The organism is Vibrio sp. 10N.222.54.A3, from assembly GCF_041474095.1.
GTDB classification, from domain to species: Bacteria; Pseudomonadota; Gammaproteobacteria; order Enterobacterales; family Vibrionaceae; genus Vibrio; species Vibrio crassostreae_C.
Genome location: NZ_JBFRTN010000062.1, coordinates 25,017 through 50,407, shown reverse-complemented (window position 1 = coordinate 50,407; position 25,391 = coordinate 25,017). Strand labels below are relative to the sequence as shown.

The 25,391-nt window shown below is 45.6% G+C and carries 24 protein-coding genes and 1 riboswitch; of the genes, 14 read left to right on the top strand and 10 right to left on the bottom strand.

Annotation, left to right across the window (positions count from 1 at the left end; all coding sequences use genetic code 11):
* Nucleotide 1: 1 nt before the first annotated feature.
* Nucleotides 2-796, bottom strand: a complete 795-nt coding sequence (gene mlaF / locus AB4507_RS14205; RefSeq protein ID WP_171733232.1) for a phospholipid ABC transporter ATP-binding protein MlaF — start codon at nt 794-796, stop codon at nt 2-4.
* Between the two features lie 264 nt (nt 797-1,060).
* Here mlaF and AB4507_RS14200 point away from each other — a divergent pair, with 264 nt between their 5' ends.
* The 12 genes from AB4507_RS14200 to mgtE all read left to right on the top strand — a co-directional run bounded on the left by AB4507_RS14200 (nt 1,061) and on the right by mgtE (nt 10,333).
* The gene (locus AB4507_RS14200; protein ID WP_017063737.1) at nt 1,061-2,026 is read left to right on the top strand and encodes a calcium/sodium antiporter; all 966 of its coding nucleotides are present in this window, start codon (nt 1,061-1,063) and stop codon (nt 2,024-2,026) included.
* Nucleotides 2,027-2,060: 34 nt separating this feature from the next.
* Nucleotides 2,061-3,032 carry an arabinose-5-phosphate isomerase KdsD gene (gene kdsD, locus AB4507_RS14195; protein WP_017058917.1) on the top strand — a complete coding sequence of 324 codons (972 nt, stop codon included), beginning with the start codon at nt 2,061-2,063 and terminating at the stop codon, nt 3,030-3,032.
* Nucleotides 3,032-3,589, top strand: coding sequence for a 3-deoxy-manno-octulosonate-8-phosphatase KdsC (kdsC, locus tag AB4507_RS14190; RefSeq protein ID WP_372182853.1), 558 nt, complete (start codon nt 3,032-3,034; stop codon nt 3,587-3,589). Before kdsD ends, kdsC begins: the two co-directional genes overlap by 1 nt.
* The gene (lptC, locus tag AB4507_RS14185; RefSeq protein ID WP_004735306.1) at nt 3,586-4,149 is read left to right on the top strand and encodes an LPS export ABC transporter periplasmic protein LptC; all 564 of its coding nucleotides are present in this window, start codon (nt 3,586-3,588) and stop codon (nt 4,147-4,149) included. Before kdsC ends, lptC begins: the two co-directional genes overlap by 4 nt.
* Nucleotides 4,130-4,624 (top strand): lipopolysaccharide transport periplasmic protein LptA, encoded by a 495-nt coding sequence (gene lptA / locus AB4507_RS14180; protein WP_017058914.1) that lies wholly within the window; start codon nt 4,130-4,132, stop codon nt 4,622-4,624. The genes lptC and lptA overlap by 20 nt, the downstream gene beginning before the upstream one ends.
* A 2-nt stretch (nt 4,625-4,626) precedes the next feature.
* Nucleotides 4,627-5,352 carry an LPS export ABC transporter ATP-binding protein gene (gene lptB / locus AB4507_RS14175; RefSeq protein WP_004735304.1) on the top strand — a complete coding sequence of 242 codons (726 nt, stop codon included), beginning with the start codon at nt 4,627-4,629 and terminating at the stop codon, nt 5,350-5,352.
* Nucleotides 5,353-5,406: 54 nt separating this feature from the next.
* On the top strand, nt 5,407-6,867 hold the full coding sequence (locus tag AB4507_RS14170; RefSeq protein WP_017058913.1) for an RNA polymerase factor sigma-54: 1,461 nt from the start codon (nt 5,407-5,409) through the stop codon (nt 6,865-6,867).
* 62 nt (nt 6,868-6,929) lie between these two features.
* A complete protein-coding gene (gene hpf / locus AB4507_RS14165; RefSeq protein WP_009847742.1) occupies nt 6,930-7,217 on the top strand; it encodes a ribosome hibernation promoting factor in 288 nt (95 codons plus the stop codon).
* Between the two features lies 1 nt (nt 7,218).
* Complete coding sequence (ptsN, locus tag AB4507_RS14160) at nt 7,219-7,680, top strand: PTS IIA-like nitrogen regulatory protein PtsN (RefSeq protein WP_004738707.1); 462 nt, start codon at nt 7,219-7,221, stop codon at nt 7,678-7,680.
* A 1-nt stretch (nt 7,681) separates the two neighbouring features.
* Nucleotides 7,682-8,551: an RNase adapter RapZ gene (rapZ, locus tag AB4507_RS14155; protein WP_008220437.1), complete on the top strand. Its 870-nt coding sequence runs from the start codon at nt 7,682-7,684 to the stop codon at nt 8,549-8,551.
* A 2-nt stretch (nt 8,552-8,553) separates the two neighbouring features.
* On the top strand, nt 8,554-8,829 hold the full coding sequence (locus AB4507_RS14150; RefSeq protein WP_017066670.1) for an HPr family phosphocarrier protein: 276 nt from the start codon (nt 8,554-8,556) through the stop codon (nt 8,827-8,829).
* 148 nt (nt 8,830-8,977) lie between these two features.
* Nucleotides 8,978-10,333: a magnesium transporter gene (gene mgtE / locus AB4507_RS14145; RefSeq protein ID WP_017058911.1), complete on the top strand. Its 1,356-nt coding sequence runs from the start codon at nt 8,978-8,980 to the stop codon at nt 10,331-10,333.
* Nucleotides 10,334-10,429: 96 nt separating this feature from the next.
* On the opposite strand, the gene pmbA is transcribed toward mgtE, so the two are convergent.
* The gene (pmbA, locus tag AB4507_RS14140) at nt 10,430-11,773 is read right to left on the bottom strand and encodes a metalloprotease PmbA (protein ID WP_017058910.1); all 1,344 of its coding nucleotides are present in this window, start codon (nt 11,771-11,773) and stop codon (nt 10,430-10,432) included.
* Between the two features lie 118 nt (nt 11,774-11,891).
* Here pmbA and yjgA point away from each other — a divergent pair, with 118 nt between their 5' ends.
* A complete protein-coding gene (gene yjgA / locus AB4507_RS14135; RefSeq protein WP_017069408.1) occupies nt 11,892-12,416 on the top strand; it encodes a ribosome biogenesis factor YjgA in 525 nt (174 codons plus the stop codon).
* 123 nt (nt 12,417-12,539) lie between these two features.
* On the opposite strand, the gene thiQ is transcribed toward yjgA, so the two are convergent.
* The 5 genes from thiQ to mpl all read right to left on the bottom strand — a co-directional run bounded on the left by thiQ (nt 12,540) and on the right by mpl (nt 18,179).
* Entirely contained in the window at nt 12,540-13,244 is a 705-nt protein-coding gene (thiQ, locus tag AB4507_RS14130) for a thiamine ABC transporter ATP-binding protein (RefSeq protein ID WP_017071293.1), read from the bottom strand.
* On the bottom strand, nt 13,244-14,857 hold the full coding sequence (thiP, locus tag AB4507_RS14125; RefSeq protein ID WP_017058907.1) for a thiamine/thiamine pyrophosphate ABC transporter permease ThiP: 1,614 nt from the start codon (nt 14,855-14,857) through the stop codon (nt 13,244-13,246). The genes thiQ and thiP overlap by 1 nt, the downstream gene beginning before the upstream one ends.
* 92 nt (nt 14,858-14,949) lie before the next feature.
* Entirely contained in the window at nt 14,950-15,942 is a 993-nt protein-coding gene (thiB, locus tag AB4507_RS14120; protein WP_372182852.1) for a thiamine ABC transporter substrate binding subunit, read from the bottom strand.
* Between the two features lie 53 nt (nt 15,943-15,995).
* A riboswitch (TPP riboswitch) is annotated at nt 15,996-16,115 on the bottom strand.
* Between the two features lie 43 nt (nt 16,116-16,158).
* Nucleotides 16,159-16,782, bottom strand: a complete 624-nt coding sequence (locus AB4507_RS14115; RefSeq protein WP_099165086.1) for a flavin prenyltransferase UbiX — start codon at nt 16,780-16,782, stop codon at nt 16,159-16,161.
* Nucleotides 16,783-16,820: 38 nt separating this feature from the next.
* Entirely contained in the window at nt 16,821-18,179 is a 1,359-nt protein-coding gene (gene mpl, locus AB4507_RS14110; protein ID WP_065584318.1) for a UDP-N-acetylmuramate:L-alanyl-gamma-D-glutamyl-meso-diaminopimelate ligase, read from the bottom strand.
* A 270-nt stretch (nt 18,180-18,449) separates the two neighbouring features.
* On the opposite strand from mpl, the gene fbp reads away from it, so the two are divergent.
* Nucleotides 18,450-19,460, top strand: coding sequence for a class 1 fructose-bisphosphatase (fbp, locus tag AB4507_RS14105; protein WP_008220458.1), 1,011 nt, complete (start codon nt 18,450-18,452; stop codon nt 19,458-19,460).
* Between the two features lie 87 nt (nt 19,461-19,547).
* Here fbp and AB4507_RS14100 read toward each other — a convergent pair whose 3' ends face one another.
* Genes AB4507_RS14100 through AB4507_RS14090 form a run of 3 tightly spaced genes read right to left on the bottom strand, consistent with a single transcriptional unit; the run spans nt 19,548 to nt 25,390 of the window.
* Nucleotides 19,548-19,904: a gamma-glutamylcyclotransferase gene (locus tag AB4507_RS14100; protein ID WP_017069403.1), complete on the bottom strand. Its 357-nt coding sequence runs from the start codon at nt 19,902-19,904 to the stop codon at nt 19,548-19,550.
* Nucleotides 19,905-19,922: 18 nt separating this feature from the next.
* Nucleotides 19,923-23,681, bottom strand: a complete 3,759-nt coding sequence (locus tag AB4507_RS14095) for a translocation/assembly module TamB domain-containing protein (RefSeq protein ID WP_372182851.1) — start codon at nt 23,679-23,681, stop codon at nt 19,923-19,925.
* Nucleotides 23,678-25,390, bottom strand: a complete 1,713-nt coding sequence (locus AB4507_RS14090) for an autotransporter assembly complex family protein (RefSeq protein ID WP_017058900.1) — start codon at nt 25,388-25,390, stop codon at nt 23,678-23,680. The genes AB4507_RS14095 and AB4507_RS14090 overlap by 4 nt, the downstream gene beginning before the upstream one ends.
* Nucleotide 25,391 lies beyond the last annotated feature (1 nt).

Sequence of the window (25,391 nt, the reverse complement as noted above, 5' to 3'; positions counted from 1 at the left end):
ATTAAAACAAATCCTTTTCTAAGCTCTTCGCAGGGAATCTAAATGGTACTGGACCATCGGCTTCGCCTTGCAAAAATTGCTGCACTCTCGGATCGCTATTGTTGTACAACTCATCAGGTGTTCCAGCGGCAATAATCTTGCTATCTGCCATGAGGTAAACCCAATCAGCAATACTCATCACCTCTGGCACATCGTGAGAAACAACAATCGAGGTTAAGCCCAAGGCTTGATTGAGATTTCGTATCAATTCAACCAATACGCCCATGGTGATGGGATCTTGGCCAACAAACGGCTCATCGTACATGATAAGTTCTGGATCCAGTGCGATTGCGCGCGCCAGTGCGGCACGCCTAGCCATTCCGCCAGACAACTCACTCGGCATCAATTGCGCAGCACCACGTAATCCTACCGCTTCAAGCTTAAGTAATACGATGGTACGAATGAATTTTTCATTAAGTTCAGTGTGCTCTCGCAGCGGAAACGCCACATTATCAAAGACATTGAGATCCGTAAAAAGCGCACCCGATTGAAATAGCATGCTCATTTTCTTACGTGCTTGATACAGCTTTCGACGTGATAATGCAGGGACATTGTCGCCATCAAACCAAATTTCGCCTTCATCTGGCGGCAGTTGCCCACCAATCAAACGCAGTAAAGTCGTTTTGCCAATCCCAGACGGCCCCATGATTGCGGTTATCTTGCCTTGAGGCACCTCTAAACTGATGTCATCAAAGATAACGCGCTCACCACGTGAGAAGCTGAGGTTCTTAACTTTCACAAGCTCAGTGTTCAACATATTTTTGTTGTTTCCTTGCTTTAAAAAACGCCAATTATGGCTGCAATAATAATGAGTCTACTTTAGAATTAAAAGCACTGTTCAATTAATTCATATTAAACAGGAATCTATGCAGGGATTTGAAAGCATTAGGAAATTATCTATTGATCTCTCTTTCTTGCCTGCTAACTGGTAATTAATTTGCCGAGTGACTTCCCTTTTATCTAGCAACAGGTCAAAATTAGCGGTTAATTCTCCGTTTTTATTAATTTTTTAGGAATCATCATGCTTGAAGCGATTGCGTTTCTTATTATCGGTCTAGGTTTTTTGGTGTGGAGTGCAGATAAGCTGGTTTACGGTGCCGCTGCTCTTGCTCGCAACTTCGGTATTTCACCACTAGTTATCGGTATGACGATCTTAGCAATGGGGTCTTCGGCTCCTGAAATGATGGTTTCTGCGACAGCAGCCCTTGATGGCAAAACAGATACAGCTGTAGGCAACGTACTGGGCTCTAACATCGCCAACATCGCGCTGATTTTAGGTATTACAGCCCTTATCAAGCCGTTATCGATTAGCTCAGGCGTGATTCGTCGTGAACTACCATTAATGATCGGTGTCACTCTGCTAGCGGGCGCCCTATTGTGGGATAACCATTTAGGCTTCTATGAAGGCGTGTTGTTGTTTGTTCTTTTTGCCGCGTTTTTGTTTGCTATGTTGCAAATCAGCCGCAGCGAGAAAAAGAACGGCGATGCTTTCCTTGATGAGCAAGAATCAGAGATCCCTGAAGGCGTAAGTAACCCTAAGGCTGCAATGTGGGTCGTGATTGGTCTAATCGTCCTACCTTTAGCTGCTGATATGCTGGTAGATAACGCTGTGATCATCGCGAAGTTCTTCGGCATGAGCGACCTTGTCATTGGTTTAACCATCATTGCTGTTGGTACTAGCCTTCCTGAACTTGCAGCATCACTAGCCGGCGTTATGAAGGGTGAAGATGATATGGCTGTAGGTAATATCATTGGTTCAAACGTATTCAACATCCTTGCTGTTATGGGTATCCCGGGCATCCTAAACCCTTCGATCTTGAGCGAGTTCGCTATGGGTCGTGACTTCTGGGTAATGCTAGGCGTATCGCTACTACTTGTTGTGATGGCACTAGGAAAATCTCGTAGTGTGAATCGTATTGAAGGCGGCGTGTTAATTGTGACGTTCGTGGCCTACCAAAGTTACCTATTAATGAACATGTCGGCTTAATTGTTGATTTAACTTCCCGTACTTGGAGTATTTGATGTCTCAGCCATTTGATTACCGCAGCGTTGCAAAACAAGTTTTGGAAACCGAAGTTGCAGGTCTCACTCAATTAGACCAATATTTTAATGATGATTTTTGTAAAGCTTGCGACCTTATCCTGAACAACAAAGGCAAAGTCGTTGTGATGGGCATGGGTAAATCAGGCCACATTGGCAACAAAATCGCAGCAACATTGGCAAGTACCGGGACATCGGCTTTCTTTGTTCACCCAGGCGAAGCGGCGCATGGCGACTTAGGCATGATCGAACCTGGTGATATTGTGATTGCAATATCCAACTCCGGCGAATCGGGAGAAATCCTCAGCCTATTTCCTGTGTTAAAGCGTCTGAGCATCAAGATCATCAGCATGACAGGCAAGCCAGCATCAAACATGGCAACCCTGTCTGATATCCATTTACAAATTTCAGTACCGGAAGAAGCTTGTCCGCTGGGCTTAGCACCAACAACAAGCACCACGGCGACTTTGGTCATGGGTGATGCATTAGCCGTTGCACTTTTGCAGGCTCGAGGCTTCACCGCTCAAGACTTTGCCCTGTCTCATCCTGGTGGCGCTTTAGGTCGTCAGCTGCTGTTGAAGCTCGACGACATCATGCACACAGGCGATTCACTTCCTGTTGTAGCACCCGACGCACTAGTAAGAGACGCTCTACTAGAGATATCTCAGAAAGGCTTAGGCATGACAGCAATCGTTGGTGAAGATGGCCAAATGGCCGGTATTTTTACCGATGGTGATTTACGCCGTATCTTAGACAAACGCGTTGATATCCATAACACGCAGATCGGTGATGTGATGACGCTAAACCCGACGGTAGCCGAGCCAAACATGCTCGCGGTTGAGGGCTTAAACTTGATGCAAGCGAAGAGCATCAATGGCCTGATGTTATGCCAAGAAGGTAAATTAGTCGGAGCGTTAAACATGCATGACTTACTGAAAGCAGGAGTAATGTAATGACACAGACAGTCGAAACTCTATACGGCACTGTTAATTCAGATGTATTTGCGATTGCAAAAGAGATCAAACTGCTGATTTGCGATGTCGATGGTGTCTTCTCTGATGGTCGCATCTACATGGGCAACAACGGTGAAGAGCTGAAAACCTTCCACACTCGTGACGGTTACGGTATCAAATCACTGATGAACGCAGGCATTGAAATCGCGATCATCACGGGTCGCAAATCTCAAATTGTTGAGAATCGTATGACCGCTCTAGGCATTAAGCTGATTTATCAAGGTCAAGACGATAAAGTTAAGGCATACCAAGATATTTGCGATAAGCTTTCTGTAAACCCTGAAAATACAGGTTACATCGGAGACGATCTGATTGACTGGCCTGTAATGGAAAAAGTTGGCTTGAAGGTCTGTGTGGCAGATGGGCACCCGCTACTTGCAAAGCGTACAAACTACGTGACAACCATTAACGGTGGTCATGGCGCGGTACGTGAAGTCTGTGACCTTATTTTACAAGCAAGAAATGAACTCGACGTGCATAAAGGTTTAAGCATATGAGTTTTACTCGTATTATCTATTTAATACTCATATTTATTGCCTCTTGGTCGACCTATTACTTGTACGACAAAGAGCAAACATCAACGATACAAGTGGCTCCAAATTTGGAGCTGCCCGCGTTTAGTGGCAAAAGCCTGAACAACATTAGCTACGACGAAAGCGGTATTCGCAGCTATCAGGTTGAATCGACGTATTTAGAACACTACTCAGTAGTTGGCGATACGCACTTTCAAAACCCAGTTCTTTCGGTATTCCGTGAAGGGCACACGATTGAATGGCAAGTCACCGCTGATCGCGCGATTATGGATGAGAATCAAGTTGTCACGTTTTATGACAACGTCGTAGCAAAGAACCTGTTGCCAGAAGCCAGCTTCGATACAATGACCACAGATAAAATGGTTGTTGAGCTGCCTAGCCGAGATTTTTATTCAGAGACTCCGGTCCATATGATCGGTACATTTTTTGAAACTGAGGGACAAGCAATGAAAGGTAACTTCGGTACCAACAATGCAACCCTCTTTAATTCTGTTCAAGGTAGATATGAAACTCTTACACCTTAGTTTATTCGCTTTGACCCTTGCGGCACCTAATGTCTATGCTCTGTCTTCGGATAGTGAGCAACCTGTCTACATTGACTCAGACAGCCAGCAATTGGATATGAAAAGTAACCAAGTGACTTTCCTTGGTGATGTGAACCTTAAACAAGGCAGCATCAATATCAATGCCGATAAGGTTATTGTTACTCGTAACGCCGTAAACGGTGAGATTGAAGAAATTCAAGGCTTCGGTAAGCCAGCAACCTTCTCTCAGCTTACTGACGACGGTAAGACACTCTACGGTGAAGCTGACGACCTGCACTACCAGCTTGTTGCCGACCGACTGATCATGACTAAGAATGCGATGTTATCTCAAGATGGCAGCATCATTCGCGGTTCTAAGATCACTTACCAGATCGGTTCTCAGAAATTAGTCGCTGACAGTGGTGAAAACAAACGAGTGTCAACGGTTTTACAACCAACGGAAGTGAATAAGTAACGATGGCTGTTCTTAAAGCAAAAAACCTAGCGAAAACCTACAGTAAACGTAAGGTTGTTACCGATGTAAGCTTACAGGTAGAGTCAGGCCAGATCGTCGGTCTGCTTGGGCCTAACGGTGCAGGTAAAACCACATCTTTCTATATGATTGTTGGTTTGGTGGCGCGTGATGAAGGTACCATCAGCATTGATGACCGAGACATCAGTATCTTACCAATGCACAGCCGCTCTCGTCTTGGTATCGGTTACCTGCCTCAAGAAGCATCGATTTTCCGTAAGTTGTCCGTAGAGAACAACATCATGGCGGTTTTACAAACCCGTGATGAAATGACCAACGAACAACGCCAAGATAAGCTGGAAGACCTGCTAGAAGAGTTCCACATCCAACATATCCGCACCAGCAATGGTATGGCTCTGTCGGGTGGTGAGCGTCGTCGTGTAGAGATTGCTCGTGCACTAGCAGCAAACCCGCAGTTCATTCTATTGGATGAACCATTCGCCGGTGTTGACCCGATCTCAGTAATCGATATCAAAAAAATCATTGTTCACCTGCGTGATCGCGGCTTGGGCGTTTTGATTACCGACCACAACGTTCGTGAAACATTAGACGTGTGTGAAAAAGCTTACATCGTAAGCCAAGGACACCTGATCGCTGAGGGTACTCCTGAAGATGTTCTCAATAACGAACAAGTTAAACAAGTTTATCTAGGCGAACAATTCCGTCTATGATTATATAGAGAGTATCGAGAGTTCTAAGAATAATAACTAGGTAAGTCACACTGAATGAAACCCTCATTACAACTTAAGCTAGGCCAACAGTTAGCAATGACTCCTCAATTGCAGCAAGCGATTCGTTTGTTGCAATTGTCTACTTTAGATTTGCAGCAAGAGATTCAAGAAGCACTTGAATCTAACCCACTACTCGATGTCGAAGAAGGCAATGAAGATACGCCAACATCGGAAGAAAAACCTAGCAGTGACGAAAAAGAAACTGTTGAAGCCACAGAGCAAGACTTACCTGATAGCTCAGACTTAATCGAAAAATCAGAGATTGGCAACGAACTAGAAATCGACACAACTTGGGAAGACGTCTACAGCGCGAACACCGGTAACACGGGTATTGCGATTGATGACGACATGCCGGTTTATCAAGGCGAAACCACTCAAAGCCTGCACGATTACCTGCTTTGGCAACTCGACTTAACGCCATTCACTGACACCGACCGAAGCATCGCTTTTGCATTAATCGATGCCATCGACGACTACGGCTACCTCACTGTAACTTGTGAAGACATCCTTGAAAACTTCGACAATGAAGAGATCGAGCTTGATGAAATTGAAGCGGTACGTAAACGAATTCAGCAGTTTGATCCGCTAGGTGTCGGTTCAGTCAACCTGCAAGATTGCTTGTTACTGCAACTGGCAACCTTTCCCCAAGATACGCCTTGGCTTAACGAAGCTAAGTTAGTACTTACTAGCCATATCGACCAACTCGGCAATCGCGATTACAAACTGGTTATCAAAGAGACCAAGTTGAAAGAAGCAGAACTACGTGAAGTTTTGCAACTGATTCAACAGCTGGACCCTCGTCCTGGCAGTAAGATTACTCCGGATGAAACTGAGTATGTGGTTCCAGATGTATCTGTCTTCAAAGACCTTGGCAAATGGTTAGTGACCATTAACCCTGATAGCGTGCCTAAGTTGAAAGTGAATCAGCAGTACGCTGATCTGGGCAGTAAAGGCAACAGCGCCGACAATCAATACATCCGCTCAAATTTGCAAGAAGCAAAGTGGTTAATTAAAAGCCTAGAGAGCCGAAATGAGACGCTACTCAAAGTTGCGCGATGCATTGTTGAACATCAGCGTGATTTCTTCGAACATGGCGAAGAAGCGATGAAGCCAATGGTTCTTAATGATGTTGCGTTAGCTGTTGATATGCACGAATCCACGATCTCTCGTGTGACGACTCAAAAATTCATGCATACGCCACGTGGCATCTTCGAGCTCAAATACTTTTTCTCAAGCCATGTCAGCACTGACAATGGCGGTGAATGTTCATCTACAGCAATTCGCGCACTCATCAAGAAGCTTGTCGCAGCGGAAAATACCGCGAAGCCTCTAAGTGATAGTAAGATTGCTGCTTTACTGGCTGACCAAGGAATTCAGGTAGCTAGACGTACCATAGCGAAATACCGTGAGTCTCTGGGCATTGCCCCATCGAGTCAGCGTAAACGCCTGCTATAAGCTCATTTAGTCGCTAGTTACTTAGCAACTATGATCAGGCAACCAACTGAAAAGGAAAGTCTATGCAAATCAATATTCAAGGCCATCACGTTGATCTTACCGATTCAATGCAAGACTATGTTCACACCAAATTCGACAAACTTGAGCGCTTCTTTGATCATATCAATAGCGTTCAGGTTGTTTTAAAAGTTGAGAAAATCAATCAAATCGCAGAAGCTACCCTGCATATAAATCAGGGGGAAATCCATGCGACAGCAACAGATGAAAGCATGTATGCCGCGATTGATTCATTGGTTGATAAACTCGTCCGCCAACTCAACAAGCACAAAGAAAAGCTAAGTAGTCACTAACATGCAATTAAGCGAAGTACTTTCATTGGACTGCACCAAAAGTGCAGTCCAATGCACAAGCAAAAAAAGAGCCCTTGAGCTCATCAGCCAGATAGCAGCTGAGAGCTGCGGTCAAGATTCAACAGAGCTATTTGAGTGTATGTTGAGCCGTGAGAAGATGGGCAGTACCGGTATTGGTAATGGTATCGCGATTCCCCATGCTCGTATGAATGTCAGTGATAAAGCGATAGCTGTATTACTGCAATGCCAAGATCCTATCGAATTTGATGCGATTGATAATCGTCCTGTCGACCTACTATTTGCCCTGCTTGTTCCTAGCGAACAATGCAAAGAGCATCTAAAAACCCTTTCTTGTATGGCAGAACGACTAAACGACAAGCAGACTCTTAAACAGCTGCGTAATGCTCAGAGCGATCAAGAGCTTTACGACATCATGATTCAAGTGCCAACTTGCGAGCAATAACATGCGATTAATCGTGGTTAGTGGCCAATCAGGGGCCGGTAAAAGTGTTGCGTTACGAGTCCTAGAAGACTTGGGGTATTACTGTGTCGATAATCTACCAGTAAACCTGCTCAACAACTTTGTCGAATCGGTACGCGAAAGCAACCAAAACGTTGCGGTAAGTATTGATATACGTAACCTACCGAAAGAGCCTCAGTTAGTCACCGACACGCTCGAGCAACTCGAGTCAGCTACAAACATCGATGTTGATGTATTGTTCCTCGATGCCAGCAAGCAGACACTCCTTAAGCGCTACAGCGAAACCCGCAGAATCCACCCTTTATCAATTGGCCAAGAGAAACTTTCTCTAGAGCAGGCTATTGATTTAGAAAAGACACTTCTCAGTCCTCTAGCAGAGCAAGCCAGCATTGTGATCGACAGCAGTGACTGCAACCTCTACGAGTTGAGTGAAAAAGTGCGCTTTAAAGTCGAAGGCAAAGAGAAGCAAGAACTAATCATTGTCTTTCAATCTTTCGGCTTTAAATTTGGTCTGCCAAGCGATGCCGACTACGTGTTTGATGTTCGCTTCTTACCAAACCCTCACTGGGAACCTGACTTACGACCAATGACAGGCCTTGATGCTCCGATTCACTCCTTCCTAGAGCAGCATCAAGAAGTGATTGAACTCAAACAACAGATTCAAGGCTTTGTTGAGCAGTGGCTACCAATGTTAGAGAAAAACAATCGCAGTTACCTAACGGTAGCCATTGGTTGTACTGGTGGTAAGCACCGCTCGGTCTATCTAACCCAGAAGATTGGTGAGTACTTCGAACAACTTGGTCATCAAGTTCAAATCAGACATGCCTCCCTAGAGAAGCACCAACAGGGCTAACCATGGAATTAACTCGAACTGTACTGATCCAAAATCGCTTGGGTCTTCACGCTAGAGCAGCCGTAAAGTTGGTTGAGCTTGCACAAAGCTTTGATGCAACCATCACTATCCATAGCGAAGAAGATAAAACAGCAACAGCAGACAGCGTAATGGGGTTACTTATGCTGGAATCAGCGCAAGGGCAACATATTACGATTCAAGCTGCAGGTACCGATTCACAGCAAGCACTGGATGCCGTCTGTCATCTCATTGAAGACAAGTTTGATGAGGGTGAGTAGCGAAAACGCTTCACTCACAACGCCTAAGACTCAAACAACGAACCAACCAATATTAAATCTTAGTTCTATCTAAGTTTATGATTTAAATAAGCCCCAGAATTAAGTTACTATTCCAACCATTGTTAGAATAATGAGATAGGAGGAAAATATGGCAGAGCAATTAGAATTCGACCAAGCTCACCAAACCCTCCAAGAAGTCAGCGAAGCCCTAGAAAACGGCCGATTTGTTCACGTACGCCGACAACTTCAGGACATGGAGCCTGAAGATATTGCACACCTTTTAGAAGCCTCCCCTCGCAAAAGTCGTGACGTACTCTGGCAACTCACCGATCCTGAAGACTACGGTGAAATTCTTGATGAACTAAACGAAGACGTCAAAGATGCTCTTGTGTCGAAAATGGCACCTGAGACCTTGGCAGAAGCAACCGAAGGCATGGAAACCGATGACGTCGCGTACGTACTTCGAAGCCTACCCGACGATGTTTCTCGCGAAGTCCTTTCTCAAATGGACTCCGTCGATCGTGCATTAGTTGAAACTGCCCTGTCGTACCCTGAAGATTCAGCGGGTGCGATCATGAATACCGACGTAATCACGATTCGTGGTGATGTCGATGTCGACGTTGTATTGCGCTACATGCGTATGCGTGGCGAACTGCCTGATGCAACTGATGCTCTGTATGTTATTGATGAAGAAGAACGTCTTATCGGTAACCTATCACTTACCACGCTAGTAACGACTCAACCTGATGTCCCTGTTTCAGAAGTGATGGATGATGCCGACGAAGCGATCGCGGTAGAAACCAGTGCGTCAGATATCGCGAGCCTGTTTGAACGTCGTAACTGGGTTTCTGCGCCTGTCATCGATAGTAACCAGCACCTTGTTGGTCGTATCACCATCGATGACGTGGTTGATGTTATCCGTGAAGATGCCGAACACTCAATGATGAGTATGGCGGGTATGGACGATGACGAAGATACCTTCGCACCGGTCGTAAAATCTGCTCGTCGTCGTAGTGTGTGGCTTGGTGCTAACGTACTCGCAGCACTGGCGGCAGCATCTGTATCAAACATGTTTGAAGCAACGCTCGATCAAATGGCAGCGATTGCGGTTCTGATGACTATCGTGCCTTCGATGGGGGGTGTTGCGGGTAACCAAACCGTTGCTCTGGTGATTCGTGGTTTGGCACTCGGTCATATCGGTGACAGTAACAAACGCGAACTGCTACTCAAAGAGGCAGCCATCGGCTTCCTAAACGGCGTTCTATGGGCCGTTATCATTGGTGGTATCGTGGTGGCTTGGAAAGGTAACTGGATACTGGGAGGCATCATCTCAGCGGCGATGATGACCAACTTGATTGTCGCAGGTATTGCTGGTGTAACTATCCCAGTGATGTTGAAGAAGATGAATATCGATCCAGCCCTTGCTGGCGGTATGGCACTGACCACAGTAACCGATGTTATTGGCCTATCGGTGTTCCTAGGCTTAGCGACCATACTGATCTAGTTAGCATAAGCAGTTAGCCAATTTTTGGCGAAATACAGAAAACAAAAAGGGAGTCACGGCTCCCTTTTTTAATTCATCAGATTCGCTTTAATTGAATTACTCACCCGCGACTTTCATCGACTCAAGCAGGATAGAACCCGTTTGAATTTGCGAACGTGTTTCTACGTCGTTACCCACAGCAACAATCTGAGTAAACATGTCTTTTAGGTTACCTGCGATTGTTACTTCTGATACTGGGTATTGGATCTCTCCGTTTTCAACCCAGAAACCTGCAGCGCCACGTGAATAATCACCCGTTACGGTGTTTACGCCTTGGCCCATCACTTCAGTGACTAGGAAGCCAGTACCCAACTCTTTTAGCATCTGCTCAAAGTTTTGACCGGTCGATTTAACGAACCAGTTATGAATACCACCAGCATGACCGGTTGGCGTCATATCCATCTTACGTGCGGCATAGCTCGTTAGTAGGTAAGTTGCTAGCACACCGTCAGTGATGATTTCACGATCTTGAGTGAACACACCTTCGCTATCGAATGGGCTTGAAGCCAAACCACGCAAGATATGTGGTCGCTCAGAAATGTTAAACCAGTCAGGTAGGATTTTCTGACCGAGATGATCCAATAGGAATGACGACTTGCGGTAAAGGTTACCGCCACTGATCGCCATAACAAGGTGACCAATCAAGCCAGTTGCCACATCATTAGCGAACATAATTGGGTACTGGCCTGTTGGTAGCTTTTTCGCATCCAAACGGCTAATGGTCTTTTCTGCAGCTTCTTGACCTACACGCTCAGGCGTCCACAGCTCGTCACGGTGACGTGCAACGGTGTAGCTGTAGTCACGCTCCATCTCACCGTTAGCGCCTTGTCCAATTACACAGCAGCTCGTGCTATGACGACTAGAAGCATAGCTTGCTAGTAAGCCATGGCTGTTACCATAAACCTTAACGCCATAGTGGCTGTCGTAGCTTGCGCCATCACTTTGCTTGATCTTGTCGCTATAAGCTAGCGCTTGCTTCTCAGCAGCAATTGCAATCTCAGCGGCATAGTCAGGGTTTGGTTCATCAGGGTGAAAAAGATCCAAATCTGGAATTTCTTTTACCATGTATTCTTTTGCGGCAGGACCTGCAAATGGGTCTTCAGAAGTGTACTGAGCGATATCAAGCGCAGCCGCTACTGTTTGAGCAATTGCCTTTTCACTCAGATCAGATGTAGATGCGCTGCCTTTTTTCTGGCCGCGGTAAACAGTAATACCTAGAGCACCATCACTATTAAATTCAACGTTTTCCACTTCACACATACGTGTTGAAACACTTAAACCCGTTGACTTAGTAATAGCAACTTCAGCGGCGTCGGCACTCACAGAGGCCATGTCCAACGCTTTTGCTACTGCGGCTTCTAGCTCAACTCTTTGCTGGGCGACTTGCTGTTTTACATCCATATCTATTCTAATTTTGTAGGTCAATATTACGTAGGATAACAAGAATTTCGCTTTCTCCCCAAGATTCTTGCTAAAATAGGCAATATATTCGTTTGAGATAGTGACATAGGCAGAAAAGATGGCTCGCAAAAACCAAAAAGCCCCATGGGAACCAGAAGAAGAAATCATCTGGGTAAGTAAGACAGAAATGAAAACCGACATGGAAGCGCTACAAAAACTGGGGGAAGAACTTGTTTCCCTGAAGCCTTCTGTATTAGACAAGTTTCCTCTGTCTGAAGATTTGGCACAAGCGATTAAAGATGCACAACGCTTTAAAAATGAAGCGAAGCGCCGTCAACTTCAATACATTGGTAAAGTAATGCGCAATGTCGATCCTGAGCCAATTCAAGCGGCTTTGGATAAAGTACGTAACAAGCACTCGCAAGCAACCGCTGAACTGCACAAGCTTGAGCAACTGCGTGATCGCGTTGTTGCTGAAGGCGATGCTGCCATTTCAGAAGTCATGGACATGTACCCTGAAGCAGACCGTCAGCGTCTTCGTCAGCTAGCTCGCCAAGCTAACAAAGAGAAATCAGCGAACAAGCCAGCAAAGGCTTCTCGTGAAATCTTCCAAATCTTAAAAGAGCTAAAGCTAGAAGACTAATCTTTGTCGCTTTATTCTGTAAGACAATAAAAGACCTAGCGCATGCTAGGTCTTTTTGTTTTTGACGCACTCGATATCAAGAAGCACTCAATATCAATAAATACTCACAGGAGTGATGAGTCGTCACTCACCCGCTTTAACAAATGAGCTTAATTCTGTCTGTGGATGATCCGCCGTCAGTGCCTCTATCGAGTCTTCAACCAACACCTTACCTAGCGCCACAAACACAAACTTATTCGCGATACTGCGTGCGTCACCTAAATGGTGAGTCACCATCAAGACCGTAATATTTCGCTCTGCCGCTAATCGCTTCACTAAGCTAAGCATCTCTTCACGCAGCAAAGGGTCAAGCGCAGAGAAAGGTTCATCAAGCAGCCAAATATCATGAGGTTGGACAAAACAACGCGCTAACGCGACACGCTGGCGTTGACCACCGGATAAGTGCTCAGGCAATCTATCCAAATACTCAGCGACGCCAACTTGCGCTGCGGCTTGCTCCACAGCTTGCTTTTGGGTTGCAGTAAGCTTTAAACCTGGATGCAGACCTAAACCAATATTTTCTCGCACCGTAAGGTGAGCAAACAGGTTGTGCTCTTGAAACAACATCGCCAACGGACGCTGATGTGCTTCTTTACCAATAAGCGACTGCCCAGCCACTGATATCTCACCCGATGTAGGCTCGATGAAACCAGCAACTAGCGCCAACAGTGTAGACTTACCCGCACCACTCGGCCCCATAAGCGCAACAATATCGCCCTGCTCAGCTTGAAAATCAAAGCTAAACAACTCTCTGTGATAATGGTAATCCACATCTTTCATCACTAACATCATCGGTTCCTTAATTCTTTAGCATCGAGCTTAGATCTTCGAGTAAATAAGAATTCTATTAAGCTAAAACTGCCGACACTCAGTAACAGTAAGCTCACAGAAACTACCGCCGCCGCTTCCATTTGATAGCTGCCTAACAATTGGAATAGGTACAAAGGCAGAGTTCTAAAATCTTGGCTACCAAACAAAGCAATCGCGCTTAAGTCACCCATCGCCAACATAAAGCTAATCGAGAAGGCTTGCGCCATCGGCTTACGCAATGCTCGCCACTCCACTAACCTAAAACGCGTGAAACCTGTCATACCCAAGCTTGCACACACATACTGGTACTGCTGAGACAAATGCAGCATAGGTTGAGCTAGGGTTTTAATTACGTAAGGCAGCGCCATTAAGCTGTTGACGGCAATCACGATAAAGAAAGCTAAACTGAATACATCGGTGAATGAACGCAGTAATAAGAAGATACCCGTACTGATCACCAGCCCCGGAGTCACCAAGATAATAGTGCCAATCAGCTCGATTTTATCGGCTCGAAAATTCTTGTTCTGTAAACGCCATGCTCGGCTAGTCAGTAGTATGGCGATACCAATACCAACTGCGATAACACTTGCTAATGACGCGACTTTAACCGAGGTCATTAACGCCGCCCAAAACGGCTCGCTGCTGAGTACGGTTAATGCCTGCGAGTTAATTCCACTGACGATAACCATAGCTAATGGCGGCAATACCAGCATTGAGACTATGATGATCCAAAAGCTATCCCAAGCTTTTGACCACCAGCTGTCCTTAACCAAATATTTCTCTTCCGACAGCTGACTGGCCGTCACTGAAATAGGCTTCGATAGGCGTTGAATGCTCACCGCTAGCACACCACACAGCAGCATTTGCCATATCGCGAGCAAGGCACCAGCTTGAAGGTCAAAGTCGAATTTAATCGCCTGATAAATAGCGAGCTCGATAGTGGTTGATTTAGGTCCACCGCCTAGCGCCATCACGGTAGCAAAGCTGGTAAAACACAACATGAAGACTAAGCCACACACATGTGGTAATTGCTGTCTTAAGCGAGGCCATTCAACCCATCTGAATTTGTTCCAATGACTCATACCCAAGTGAGCACAAAGCTTGTGTTGCTCGGCAGGCACGGTATCTAACGCTTGCAGAAGTAAGCGACTGGCATAAGGCAAGTTGAAGAAAACGTGCGCCAGCAAAATACCATTCAATCCGTATATGGAAAATGGCAATTCAATATCGAAGTTCGCCAAAAACTTAGCTAACCAACCACTATTGCCATAGATCGCAAGTAAGCCAAATACACCCACTAACACTGGCAGGACTAAGGTCGACGCGAACAGCCTTAACAACAAAGCGCGTCCAAAAAATTGTCTACGACACAGCGCATGAGCAATAGGTATAGCAAAGCCAACACTCAGCACCGTTGAGAGTGTCGCCTGATAAAAACTGAATTTCGTTACATGCCAATAGTAGGGATCGGACCATACTTGGCTGATATCAAGAGAAGGGGCATTGCTAAGCAATGCCCCAACTGCTGAAACCACGAAGGCGGTAATGAGTATCGCTACCCAAATCCCAACCTTAGGTGTTTTCTTTATCATAGATTGATTTTTTACCGTAAATGGTTCGCTCAGTTAACATCGAACAAACCTTTAAATACAGAAAGTTAGAAAGCTAATTTTTTAAAAGCAAATTAAAAAGTAAGTGCACTCTGCCATTCACGAATCCATGGCTTACGCTTAGCTGCAATTTCTTCGGGCGTAAAGCTTAGCGCTTTCTGAGGAACCGTAAGTTGCTCGAACCCTTTTGGAAGCTCAATATCGGTCACTGGGTACATCCAGTTGCCTGTTGGCATCGCCGATTGGAATTCATCACTTAGGATAAACGCCATAAACTCATCAGCAAGCTTTTTGTTCTTGCTGCCTTTAACCTTAGCGGCCACTTCCACTTGAGTGTAATGCCCTTCTTCGAAGCTTGCTGCTGCATACTTAGAATCGCTTTCAGCAATAATGTGGTAAGCCGGAGACGTTGTATAAGACAACACTAAATCCGACTCGCCTTCTAGGAACATAGAGTAAGCTTCAGACCAGCCTTTGGTTACAGTCACTGTTTTCTGAGCAAGCTTCTTCCATGCTGCTGTCGCTTCATCACCGTATACTGATTTCATCCAAAGCATCATGCCTTGGCCTGGTGTTGATGTACGTGGATCTTGGTAGATGACCTTAAGATCATCACGCTGCTCAACCAGTTCTTTCAAGCTCTTCGGCGGGTTTTCCAGTTTCTCTTTATTGTAAACAAAAGCAAAGTAGCCAAAGTCATAGGGTACAAAAGTGCTGTCGTTCCAACCATTAGGAAGCGTTACCGATGACGTATCAACATTATGCTCAGCCAATAAGCCCGTCGCTTTCGCTTCAGCCATCAGGTTGTTGTCGAGACCTAGCAAGATATCGGCTTTGCTGTTGCCGCCCTCAAGACGTAAACGGTTCAGAATAGACACGCCATCTTCTAGAGCGACAAAATTCACATCACAACCACACTTCTCTTCGAATGCTTTTTCAACGGCAGGACGAGGGCCCCAATCCGCAGCAAAAGAGTCATAGGTGTATACAGTCAAAGTGTTGTCTGCAGCAAAGGCAGAAAAAGAAATAGCTGTAGTAACAGCAAGGGTAGTTAATGTGAATTTCACTGGACGCTCTCCATGGTCTGAGCGGCACAGGTTTGAGGGAGGAGAACGGTAGAGGTTGTTCCTAACTCAATTCCTACGCCAGCATTATCTGGTTCAGGTTTACGGGTCCCAAGCACCTGCTTGATCTCAGCTCGCATTCATTATTTGAATGGTTCGCTCCCCGATGAGTGTTCAGAATTGTAATTTGATTTTTAACAATAAGCTATCAAGTTTGGATCAATTACGTTGATCGTAACCCCAACGTGGCACTAAACCTTGTTCGATACCAAGGTGATCTAGAATACGCGCCACCATAAAGTCGACCAGATCTTCAATTGACTTGGGTTGATGATAAAAACCCGGAGCTGCAGGCATGATCGTTACGCCCATGGTCGAAAGTTTGTGCATGTTCTCGAGATGAAGCGTCGAAAATGGCGTCTCGCGAACCACCAACAACAATTGGCCTCGCTCTTTCATGACTACGTCTGCTGCTCGCTCAATCAGGTTATCTGATAGACCATGAGCAATCGAAGCCAAGCTTCCCGCTGAACATGGGCAAACGACCATCTGCTTCGGTGCAGCTGAACCAGAGGCAACCGGCGAGAACCAATCATCTTTGCCACACACCACCAGCTTTTCAGGGGCGCAGCCAAGATGTTTAACCAAAGCTTGTTTCGCCGCATCTGGCCCAGCAGGTAACTTAAGTTCATGCTCGGTCGCCAATACCACTCGCGCTGCCGATGAAATCAGCAAGTAGACCTGATAGTCGGCTGCCAAAAGGCATTCAAGTAAACGCAGGCCATAAGGCGCACCAGATGCGCCAGTGAAAGCAAGGGTTATCGCTTTATCGTGTTTTGTCATGTTCTCAATTACTTCAAATTATAAGGTCGTGGATGCCGTTAGCCTTTGAGTGCCAATCCATCCAACAGTTTTTGATGAATGCCACCAAAGCCACCATTACTCATTACCAAAATTTGGTCGCCAGCTTGTGCCTCTGAGACAATTTTAGCAACGAATGCATCCATGTCATCACTCACGTGTGCCGGTTGGTGACAAGCGTCTGCAACATCTTGAACTGACCAATCAATGTTATCCGGTTGGAATAAGTAGGTAGAATCCGCCTGCTTCAACGAATCAGCCAGTATTTCTTTGTGCACACCACGTTTCATGGTGGCAGAACGAGGCTCTAAAACGGCAATGATTTTCTTAGTGTCGACCTTATTACGTAATCCCCCGAGCGTAAGTTCAATCGCCGTTGGATGATGAGCAAAATCGTCATAAACAGACACACCTGCCACCTCGCCTTTAAACTCCAAACGGCGCTTAGTATTAATAAAGGTAGCTAGTGATTCACAAGCAAGGTCAGGTGTCACGCCCACATGACGTGCAGCTGCAATCGCCATCAAAGCATTATTTACGTTGTGGTCGCCCACTAAATCCCAATTTACGGTTCCAACACATTCATTTTGGAAGTAAACCTCAAATTGAGAGCCATCTTTGACCAGTTTCTTGGCATCCCAGTCGCCTTGCTCGCCACTCGATTCAGTTTCACTCCAGCAACCGCGAGCTAGAACATCTTCAATAGCGCTGTCTTGCTTAGGTGAGAAAATGCGACCATTGCTTGGCACAGTACGCACCAAATGATGAAATTGTCGCTTAATCGCTTCAAGATCGTCAAAGATGTCCGCATGATCGAACTCTAGGTTATTCATCACTAAGGTTCTTGGGTGGTAATGAACGAACTTAGATCGTTTATCGAAAAAAGCACTGTCGTATTCGTCGGCTTCTACCACGAAGAACATGCTTTCACCAAGGCGAGCAGAGATACCAAAGTTACCCAACACTCCGCCAACTAAGAAGCCCGGTGCATAGCCACAGTCTTCCAAGATCCAAGCCAACATACTGGAAGTTGTGGTTTTACCGTGAGTACCGGACACCGCAAGAACCCAGCGGTCATGCAATAAGAACTCTTGCAGCCATTGTGGACCAGAGGTGTATCTAAGGTTGTTATCCAAGACATACTCAACACATGGGTTACCACGGCTCATCGCATTACCGATAACCACCAGGTCAGGCCTAGGCTCTAGTTGGCTTGGGTCGAACCCTTCAATAATTTCAATCCCTTGCGACTCCAACAAGGTGCTCATTGGTGGGTAAACATTCGCGTCACTACCCGTAACCTTGTGACCTAATTGACGAGCCAATACCGCAGCACCACCCATGAAGGTGCCACAAATTCCTAAGATATGAATATGCATAAATTGCTTCCAAACGCTTGGCTAAATAAACAATGCCTAATTAAAACGGCTTGCACTCATTATCATTAAATGGCGATTAAAAGCGAGCGGCAATGCAAAACAAATTGAGTCGACATAGTAAGTGAGATCTGTGTCGCTTAGTTCATTACCATTAAAAAGATCTAACCTTTAGAATTTAGGTAAGCGTCTAGATGAATAAAGCCCACTCAAGAGGCCGAATCTACAGTGCTCAAATCCCCCCTAATATTGAGAGAAGTTTAAGGAAATAACATGTCTGAGATGCGCACCCTTGGTGAGTTCATTGTTGAGAAACAGAGTGACTTCCCCCATGCAAGCGGTGATCTATCATCCCTTTTGTCGTCTATTCGACTTGCTGCAAAAATTGTTAACCGTGAGATCAACAAGGCTGGCCTAGTCGACATCACTGGCGCTGTTGGTACAGACAACGTTCAAGGTGAAGAGCAGCAGAAGCTAGACCTTTATGCGAACGACAAATTTAAAGCGGCTCTAGAAGCTCGTGACCAAGTTTGTGGTGTTGCAAGTGAAGAAGAAGACGAAGCGGTTGCCTTCAATAAAGAGCTCAACAAAAACGCAAAATACGTCGTGTTGATGGACCCACTTGATGGTTCATCAAATATCGATGTAAATGTATCGGTTGGTACGATTTTCTCTATCTACCGCCGTGTCTCTCCAATCGGAACACCACCGACTCAAGAAGACTTCCTGCAACCAGGTCACAAACAGGTAGCTGCCGGCTACGTAATTTACGGTTCTTCAACCATGCTGGTTTACACAACTGGTGCTGGCGTAAATGGTTTCACCTACGATCCATCTCTGGGTACTTTCTGTCTATCTCATGAAAACATGATGATTCCAGACGAAGGCAAGATCTACTCGATCAACGAAGGTAACTACATCCGCTTCCCAACCGGTGTTAAGAAGTACATCAAATACTGTCAGGAAAGCGAGCCAAGCGATAACCGCCCTTACACGTCACGTTACATTGGTTCTCTTGTGTCTGATTTCCACCGTAACTTGCTAAAAGGCGGCATCTACTTATACCCAAGTACAGAGAGCCACCCTCAAGGTAAATTGCGTTTGCTTTATGAATGCAACCCTATTGCTTTCCTTATGGAGCAAGCTGGCGGTATTGCATCAGACGGTGCACAGCGTATCATGGATATCAAACCAACTGAGCTACACCAACGTGTGCCTTTCTTCGTTGGTTCAACAAAAATGGTACGTAAAGTAGAAGAGTTTCTTGAGCTGAACCCTGAGTAACCCTCTCATTTCATTCTCAAACTAACGCTATTAAAAAGCCAGCACCTCAGTGCTGGCTTTTTGTTGTCTCGTAAGGTGATTAACTAGTTAGGAATCATTGTTCCGCTGACACCAGTTACCCGAAAGTATTTCTTTATTAGCTGTTAGATCAAGCTGATACAAATATACCCATGCTAATCCAAATATAGTCTCTATTTGCTCGCGACGATACTCAACAGGAACATCTTCTAGCCGATCGAGCGACTCTAAAATTTCGTCGTTAATGATATAGACCTCACCAGCGACACTTTTCTTTCCCAAAATCATCGCCGGATAGGCACCTAAATCAAAAAGTGCGTATTCCTTAGGTGTATCAAACTGCCCTAATAAATCGCAGCCCTGCAAATAATGGTGATTGGACTGACCTTGCCTCAAGGTTCCATAGACAAAAACAAGATGCTGCATATGCCCTCCCATACGGCTCTACTCGAACTCAAATTGATAGAGAAGATCCACAGCACTGTCTAGGCCAGAAACAGCTTCAACATAGAGATCCTGCATCAATCTATAACGAACGGTAAACTCACCTAACGAGTTAAAGATACCCACACCATACTTCACCTGTAAGCCAGGCAGGATGTAACCACTTACCGTCACTTGAGAGTCATCGCCAGAGCCTGCAGTATCCAGTTGCAAGTCCTTTACACCAAAGGCTTCACCGATTTCACCAACAACCTTACCACTCTTCGCTAAACTCAAACCGATTAAAGTCGTTGTCATCGAACCGCTCGACTCACCGTCGATATCTTGGCCACGCAAAATATAAGACAGTGCGTTCGCTTGTGGCATCGCTGGGTCAGAATAAATCTCGATGGTAGGCTCTGTCGCAGGGCCAGTCACTCGAATACCAGCGGTCACGTCATCCTGAGTATTATCAGGATTACGAATCGCGTTGATGGCTACGTATGGCTGATCCGGTGGTCCATTCATTAGGATCTTACCCTCTTCGATCAAGAGGTCTTGCCCGAATGATTGATAAGTACCATCGACGATGTTCACTTCACCTGTAATAAATGGACCTTGGTCTTTTTGAGCCACGTTGAGCTTACCGACCAAATCACCTTCAAGACCGAAGGCAGACAGTTTAAAGTCATCACCAATGGAGATATTAATATTCGTCATCACATTGAATGGAATCGTATCTTCGTTTTCTGGCTCTAGATCTTTATTCAAAATAACCTGATCAGAAGAGACGCCAACCGCTGACGGTGGTAAATCTTCAACAACAATTCGTCCCCATGGTAATGCAATATCACCGGTGATTTTCGCCAGATCTGGTGTGACATCAATAGTCATATCAGGTACGACCTTCACCTTAACCATCGGTGGGATATCAACCATCAACTCATCAGCGAAAACTCTAACGTTCGAATGCCATGCTTTAAGATCTTGCCAATCTCCGGTTCCCTCAATATCAAGGTGACCATCAGGTGTTTCGACATTCGCATCCAGTTTTGCACTATAACCATCAAAGTCGAGGTCGATGCGGCCATCTTTCACATCAACAGGCGTAACATCGCCTTTGACTTGAATACCATCAACAGAGAATTGACCAAAGACTTGAGGGTGCATCAGAGAGCCTTTAACTTGAAGATCACTCTCAAGGTCGGCTTTCAATAAGCTGTATTCACCTAGAATTGGTTGTAAGAAATCAAGATGGAACGTGGTCAGCTTAATTGCCGCATCGACCATTTTGTCTTCGGCAAGAATATCCGGTAACGACACCGTGCCAGACAGGTCACCATTGTCGGAAACATCCAACTTAAAATCGGCATCCAGTTTGTTGTCTTTCAGTTGGGCATTCAATGCAACGCTTTCCCAACCCAGTGTGATTGGCTCACCCACTTGTTGAACAACCTGACCTTTCGGCATATCAACGCTTACCGTGACTTCAGGCTCATCTTGTTCAGACCACTTTGCATGAGCAGTCGCATTGACTAAGCCCTGTAATTGCGTCTCTTTAGGCACAAAGGCTTTAATCTGCTCGAAATCGAATTGATTGATGGCCACTTTGGCCTCACCCGATTTTCCGACACGAACGTCTTCATCCAAACACACACTCGAACCCGATTGGTTCCAACAATGCGCTTGAACATCAGCAAACTGCTTATCGACATCCGCCTTTATCGCGACAGGTTGGTCTAATACCCAAGGACCTTGCTGAGTAGTGATTTTGACTCTGTCTAACGATCCATCCCAAATAAGAGAAGGCTTTTGAATCAACTCTCCGGAAATAGCTAAGCTTGTAGACACGATGTCGGATATCACATCAAGTGTCATTGTGTGTTTCTTCTCACCACCACTCACCGTGAGAGCAATGCTTTCTACGCTTTGATCTTGATAGGTTAAGTTCTTAGCTTTTAATTCAAGATCAGCTTGAGCTTCAGGCAATGGCAGAGGAATCACAGAGCCATTAAGCGACAAGGATTCTAGTGTTGCTTCGCTATTCCAATCTACCTTATCCACATTTAGAGCGAGATCGACTTCAGGCTCTTTCGTTAGACCGCTTAGCTGGATGTTACCAATCACTTTACCTTTCAAGTCAGGGACGCTTTTTACAAGCTCAGGGAAGTAAATCTCAACACCCATGTCCCATTTCTTATCAAGCTCACCCTGAGCCTTAATCGAGTTAACACCGTGAGCCAAACTCAAACCACTGGTTTTCAGTTTTGGTTCACCGCTCGCGCTGCGATCCGACGCTGACAACTGACCTTCGATATCCAGAGGGTATTCTCGCAAGATCCCTTCAATATCCAATTTAGGCAGTTCAATCGCCCAGCCGCCCGCTTCCGTCAACCCACCCGAGGTGACGATGCTTCCGCTAATGTTGCCCTCGGCTTCAGGCCACTGCAGACCCGGCTGAATATCTTTGAGTGTCACGTCAGCTTGCCAGTTAACGAGACTCTTCCAGTTCGCTTTAACGACACCGTTAAGCTCACCGCCTAGCGTGTTGAGCTTTAGACGCTCGAGCTCAATTTGTTCCGTCGTGCCTTTACCCTGTAGATCAATGGCTAATTCAGGGATTTCCTTACCATCGGCTTCACCTTTAAGAAGAACATTGAAACCATCTAGTGAGCCATCAGCTTTGAATTGCTCAATTGTCGCTTGGTAATCGCTTTTTCCGGTAAGGGGCCACTGTGCTTGTCCGCCCTCTAAAAGAAGGTCAAATGGCAGAGTCGGTTCTAAGGGTTGAATATCCCCAGACAACTTTGCCTCAATCAGCTCAGAAAATTGGGAGTCTAGGTTTAGCTTAGCCACGCTGCCTTGTGCTTTCAGAGACAACTTCTGCCCAACAAGGTCGGTTTCTTTCACCAACGCATCCAAAGAAAGTTCTAGCGGGTAACCGCCCTTGAGCTCAACCTTCGTGGTTAGATTGGCGCTTGCTTGTGGCATATCGAGTTCGAGAGTTGAAACATCAACCGTGTGTTTGCCCGCGCGAGCTTCTAGCCCAAGGTGGTTAACAACGATTGGTGTTTCTTGTTCTAAGGTGAAACGGTTGAGGTCAAAACGCTCCAACACAACCTGCAGAGGAATCCAGACTTCCGGCAATTCGATAGCCGTTTTAACGGCAGCTTTTGGCTCAACCTTTTCTGCTTGCGGTTCTTCTGTCGACTCAGCGAGTTTAACCTTAAGATCATTGAATAAGGTTGGCGATACAGTTAGCTTTTCGCCCTGCATACTCAAAGCCGTAGAGAACAAGCTCCATTCAATTTCATGCCCTAAGATATTCAACTTGATATCAGACAAAGCGATACGGTTGATTACGATTGGCAACGGTGTTTTTACCGATGTTACGGGCGGAGTAGGTTTTGTTTCTTCTGTAGAGGCCGGAGGCAGTTCAGTAAATGCGAAGTCCAATCCTTGAATCGCTAAACGATCGACACACAACTTAGGGTCGAGCAGACAGCGAGGATTAATCGCCAAGTTCAGCTTTTGAACTTTGGTGTCTATATGCAGGCTGTCATCTTTAAACTGAACATTATTAAGCGTAAAGCTCGGGAACAGAGCCCCTTTAGTGCTTTCCACTTTAAGCTGTGGCAACGCTTTTTCAGCGCCCCACAACACAGTGTTCAACCCTGGATTGGTGAACAAAACAAAACCTAGCAAGGCTATCAACAACAGCAAAATAGACGTCAATGAGATCGACGTCCACTTGATGCACTTGCCCATCACTTTGATCATAATTCTGGCCCTAAACTAAAGTGTAACTGGAACTCATCACCTTTTGCTGCATCTAGACCCCAAGCAAAATCTAAGCTCACTGGACCAACAGGTGACGCCCAACGAACACCGACGCCGGTGCCGTGTTTCCATTCGGGTTTGTCATTAAATGCATCACCAATGTCGTAGAATGCTGCGCCCCACCAGTTTCCAACCAAGCGGTATTGGTATTCAAACGAGCTGGTTGCAATGAATTTGGCACCCGTTAGTGCGCCACTTTCATCTCGAGGAGAGATCGACTCATAACCATAACCACGAATGCTATTGTCACCACCAGCAAAGAATCTTAGGGAGGGAGATAGCTTATCAAACTCGTCGGCAAAGTTGCCGCCAAATTGAAGTCGAGTTAAGCCTCGGTGATTGTCGCCAATGCTTCGAATCCAAGCGGTTTGACCTTGAAAACGAACAACCTTAGTTTCAGATAACAAGGTATCATCACCCGCTTCAACCATAATGGTTTGTTTATCGCCCCACATCGGCATCGAACCGCCTCGCGTTCGAGTGCGTGAGAAAGAGATACCCGGCAGCACAAATTGCGCTAAATCATCCTGCAAACCTTGCTCATAGTTTTCGACCAAGTATCGAATGAAGACCGTGCGTTGCCAACCGTTATCCAGTCGCCAATATCTTTCTAGCGCTAAGTTTGACTCCAAACTCTTGGTATCACGATTATCCAAGTTTTTCATACCGTACTTAACTTGATAGTAGTCGTTCAGCACGTCATCCAGAGGGATTTTATAGGTAGCGGTAATCGTCTGTTCAGGTTTAGAAATCGACAGGCTGCTATTGAAGCTATGGCCTTGTTCATTAACCCAAGGTTTTTTCCACTTCAGAGTGCCTTTTACGCCAAGGTCGGTGGATACACCGATACCCGTTTCGATTTGGTTACGAGCTTGCGGAGCAAGGCTAACCTTCATCGGGATCTCTCGGCCTTCGCCTAACTGGCTTAAATCTGGTTCAACAAATACCGAGGAGAACCAATCCGTATTGGACAGGTTTTGGTTGTACTCACCGACTTTGGTGATTGAGTAAGGTTCGCCATCCTCAAATGGTTTAAGTGACTGCACCTTATCTTCTTCTATCTGGCTACCAGTAACCTGAGTAGTACCAAAGTGATAGCGGATACCACTGTTATAATGAAGACGAACATAAGCGCGGTTCAATTCAGGAGCGACTTCTAGCTTACTAAGATCATAAGCACCATCGAAGTAGCCTTTCGCTAAGCCAAGGTTGCGGATCGACGATTTCAAAGAGTCATAATTACCATGATTCAGAGTCGAACCTTTAGACAAGCTACTCTTCGCTATCAAGGCTAAAAAGTCTGGGTCATCCTTGGCTTCACCAGTTAGAACGATATCTGAAGTATAAATAACAACAGGCTCTCCCGGCTCAACCGTAACGGTCATTTCGGTATCATCTTCGGAGTGAGTAAATGTGATTTTAAGGTGGTAGTAGCCTAACGCATTCAGGGCTTCTTTAATCATAGATTCCAAGCGGGATTGGAATCTTAGTGAAACCGAATACTCTTCTTCAGGGATCGCACTCAGATAAGCATCAACATTATCCTCAAGCGCTCCATCTAGCCCTTTGATTTCAAGGGAAACGTCAGCGAAAGCGAGCGTCGATGACAATAGAGTGCCAATCAGAACTGGTAAAGTTTTTCTTATCATG

Excerpts from the sequence above, each read along its gene's own strand:
- mlaF (WP_171733232.1), bottom strand. The coding sequence starts at position 796 with ATGTTGAACACTGAGCTTGTGAAAGTTAAGAACCTCAGCTTCTCACGT.
- AB4507_RS14200 (WP_017063737.1), top strand. The coding sequence starts at position 1,061 with ATGCTTGAAGCGATTGCGTTTCTTATTATCGGTCTAGGTTTTTTGGTG.
- kdsD (WP_017058917.1), top strand. The coding sequence starts at position 2,061 with ATGTCTCAGCCATTTGATTACCGCAGCGTTGCAAAACAAGTTTTGGAA.
- kdsC (WP_372182853.1), top strand. The coding sequence starts at position 3,032 with ATGACACAGACAGTCGAAACTCTATACGGCACTGTTAATTCAGATGTA.
- lptC (WP_004735306.1), top strand. The coding sequence starts at position 3,586 with ATGAGTTTTACTCGTATTATCTATTTAATACTCATATTTATTGCCTCT.
- lptA (WP_017058914.1), top strand. The coding sequence starts at position 4,130 with ATGAAACTCTTACACCTTAGTTTATTCGCTTTGACCCTTGCGGCACCT.
- lptB (WP_004735304.1), top strand. The coding sequence starts at position 4,627 with ATGGCTGTTCTTAAAGCAAAAAACCTAGCGAAAACCTACAGTAAACGT.
- AB4507_RS14170 (WP_017058913.1), top strand. The coding sequence starts at position 5,407 with ATGAAACCCTCATTACAACTTAAGCTAGGCCAACAGTTAGCAATGACT.
- hpf (WP_009847742.1), top strand. The coding sequence starts at position 6,930 with ATGCAAATCAATATTCAAGGCCATCACGTTGATCTTACCGATTCAATG.
- ptsN (WP_004738707.1), top strand. The coding sequence starts at position 7,219 with ATGCAATTAAGCGAAGTACTTTCATTGGACTGCACCAAAAGTGCAGTC.
- rapZ (WP_008220437.1), top strand. The coding sequence starts at position 7,682 with ATGCGATTAATCGTGGTTAGTGGCCAATCAGGGGCCGGTAAAAGTGTT.
- AB4507_RS14150 (WP_017066670.1), top strand. The coding sequence starts at position 8,554 with ATGGAATTAACTCGAACTGTACTGATCCAAAATCGCTTGGGTCTTCAC.
- mgtE (WP_017058911.1), top strand. The coding sequence starts at position 8,978 with ATGGCAGAGCAATTAGAATTCGACCAAGCTCACCAAACCCTCCAAGAA.
- pmbA (WP_017058910.1), bottom strand. The coding sequence starts at position 11,773 with ATGGATGTAAAACAGCAAGTCGCCCAGCAAAGAGTTGAGCTAGAAGCC.
- yjgA (WP_017069408.1), top strand. The coding sequence starts at position 11,892 with ATGGCTCGCAAAAACCAAAAAGCCCCATGGGAACCAGAAGAAGAAATC.
- thiQ (WP_017071293.1), bottom strand. The coding sequence starts at position 13,244 with ATGTTAGTGATGAAAGATGTGGATTACCATTATCACAGAGAGTTGTTT.
- thiP (WP_017058907.1), bottom strand. The coding sequence starts at position 14,857 with ATGATAAAGAAAACACCTAAGGTTGGGATTTGGGTAGCGATACTCATT.
- AB4507_RS14115 (WP_099165086.1), bottom strand. The coding sequence starts at position 16,782 with ATGACAAAACACGATAAAGCGATAACCCTTGCTTTCACTGGCGCATCT.
- mpl (WP_065584318.1), bottom strand. The coding sequence starts at position 18,179 with ATGCATATTCATATCTTAGGAATTTGTGGCACCTTCATGGGTGGTGCT.
- fbp (WP_008220458.1), top strand. The coding sequence starts at position 18,450 with ATGTCTGAGATGCGCACCCTTGGTGAGTTCATTGTTGAGAAACAGAGT.
- AB4507_RS14100 (WP_017069403.1), bottom strand. The coding sequence starts at position 19,904 with ATGCAGCATCTTGTTTTTGTCTATGGAACCTTGAGGCAAGGTCAGTCC.
- AB4507_RS14095 (WP_372182851.1), bottom strand. The coding sequence starts at position 23,681 with ATGATCAAAGTGATGGGCAAGTGCATCAAGTGGACGTCGATCTCATTG.
- AB4507_RS14090 (WP_017058900.1), bottom strand. The coding sequence starts at position 25,390 with ATGATAAGAAAAACTTTACCAGTTCTGATTGGCACTCTATTGTCATCG.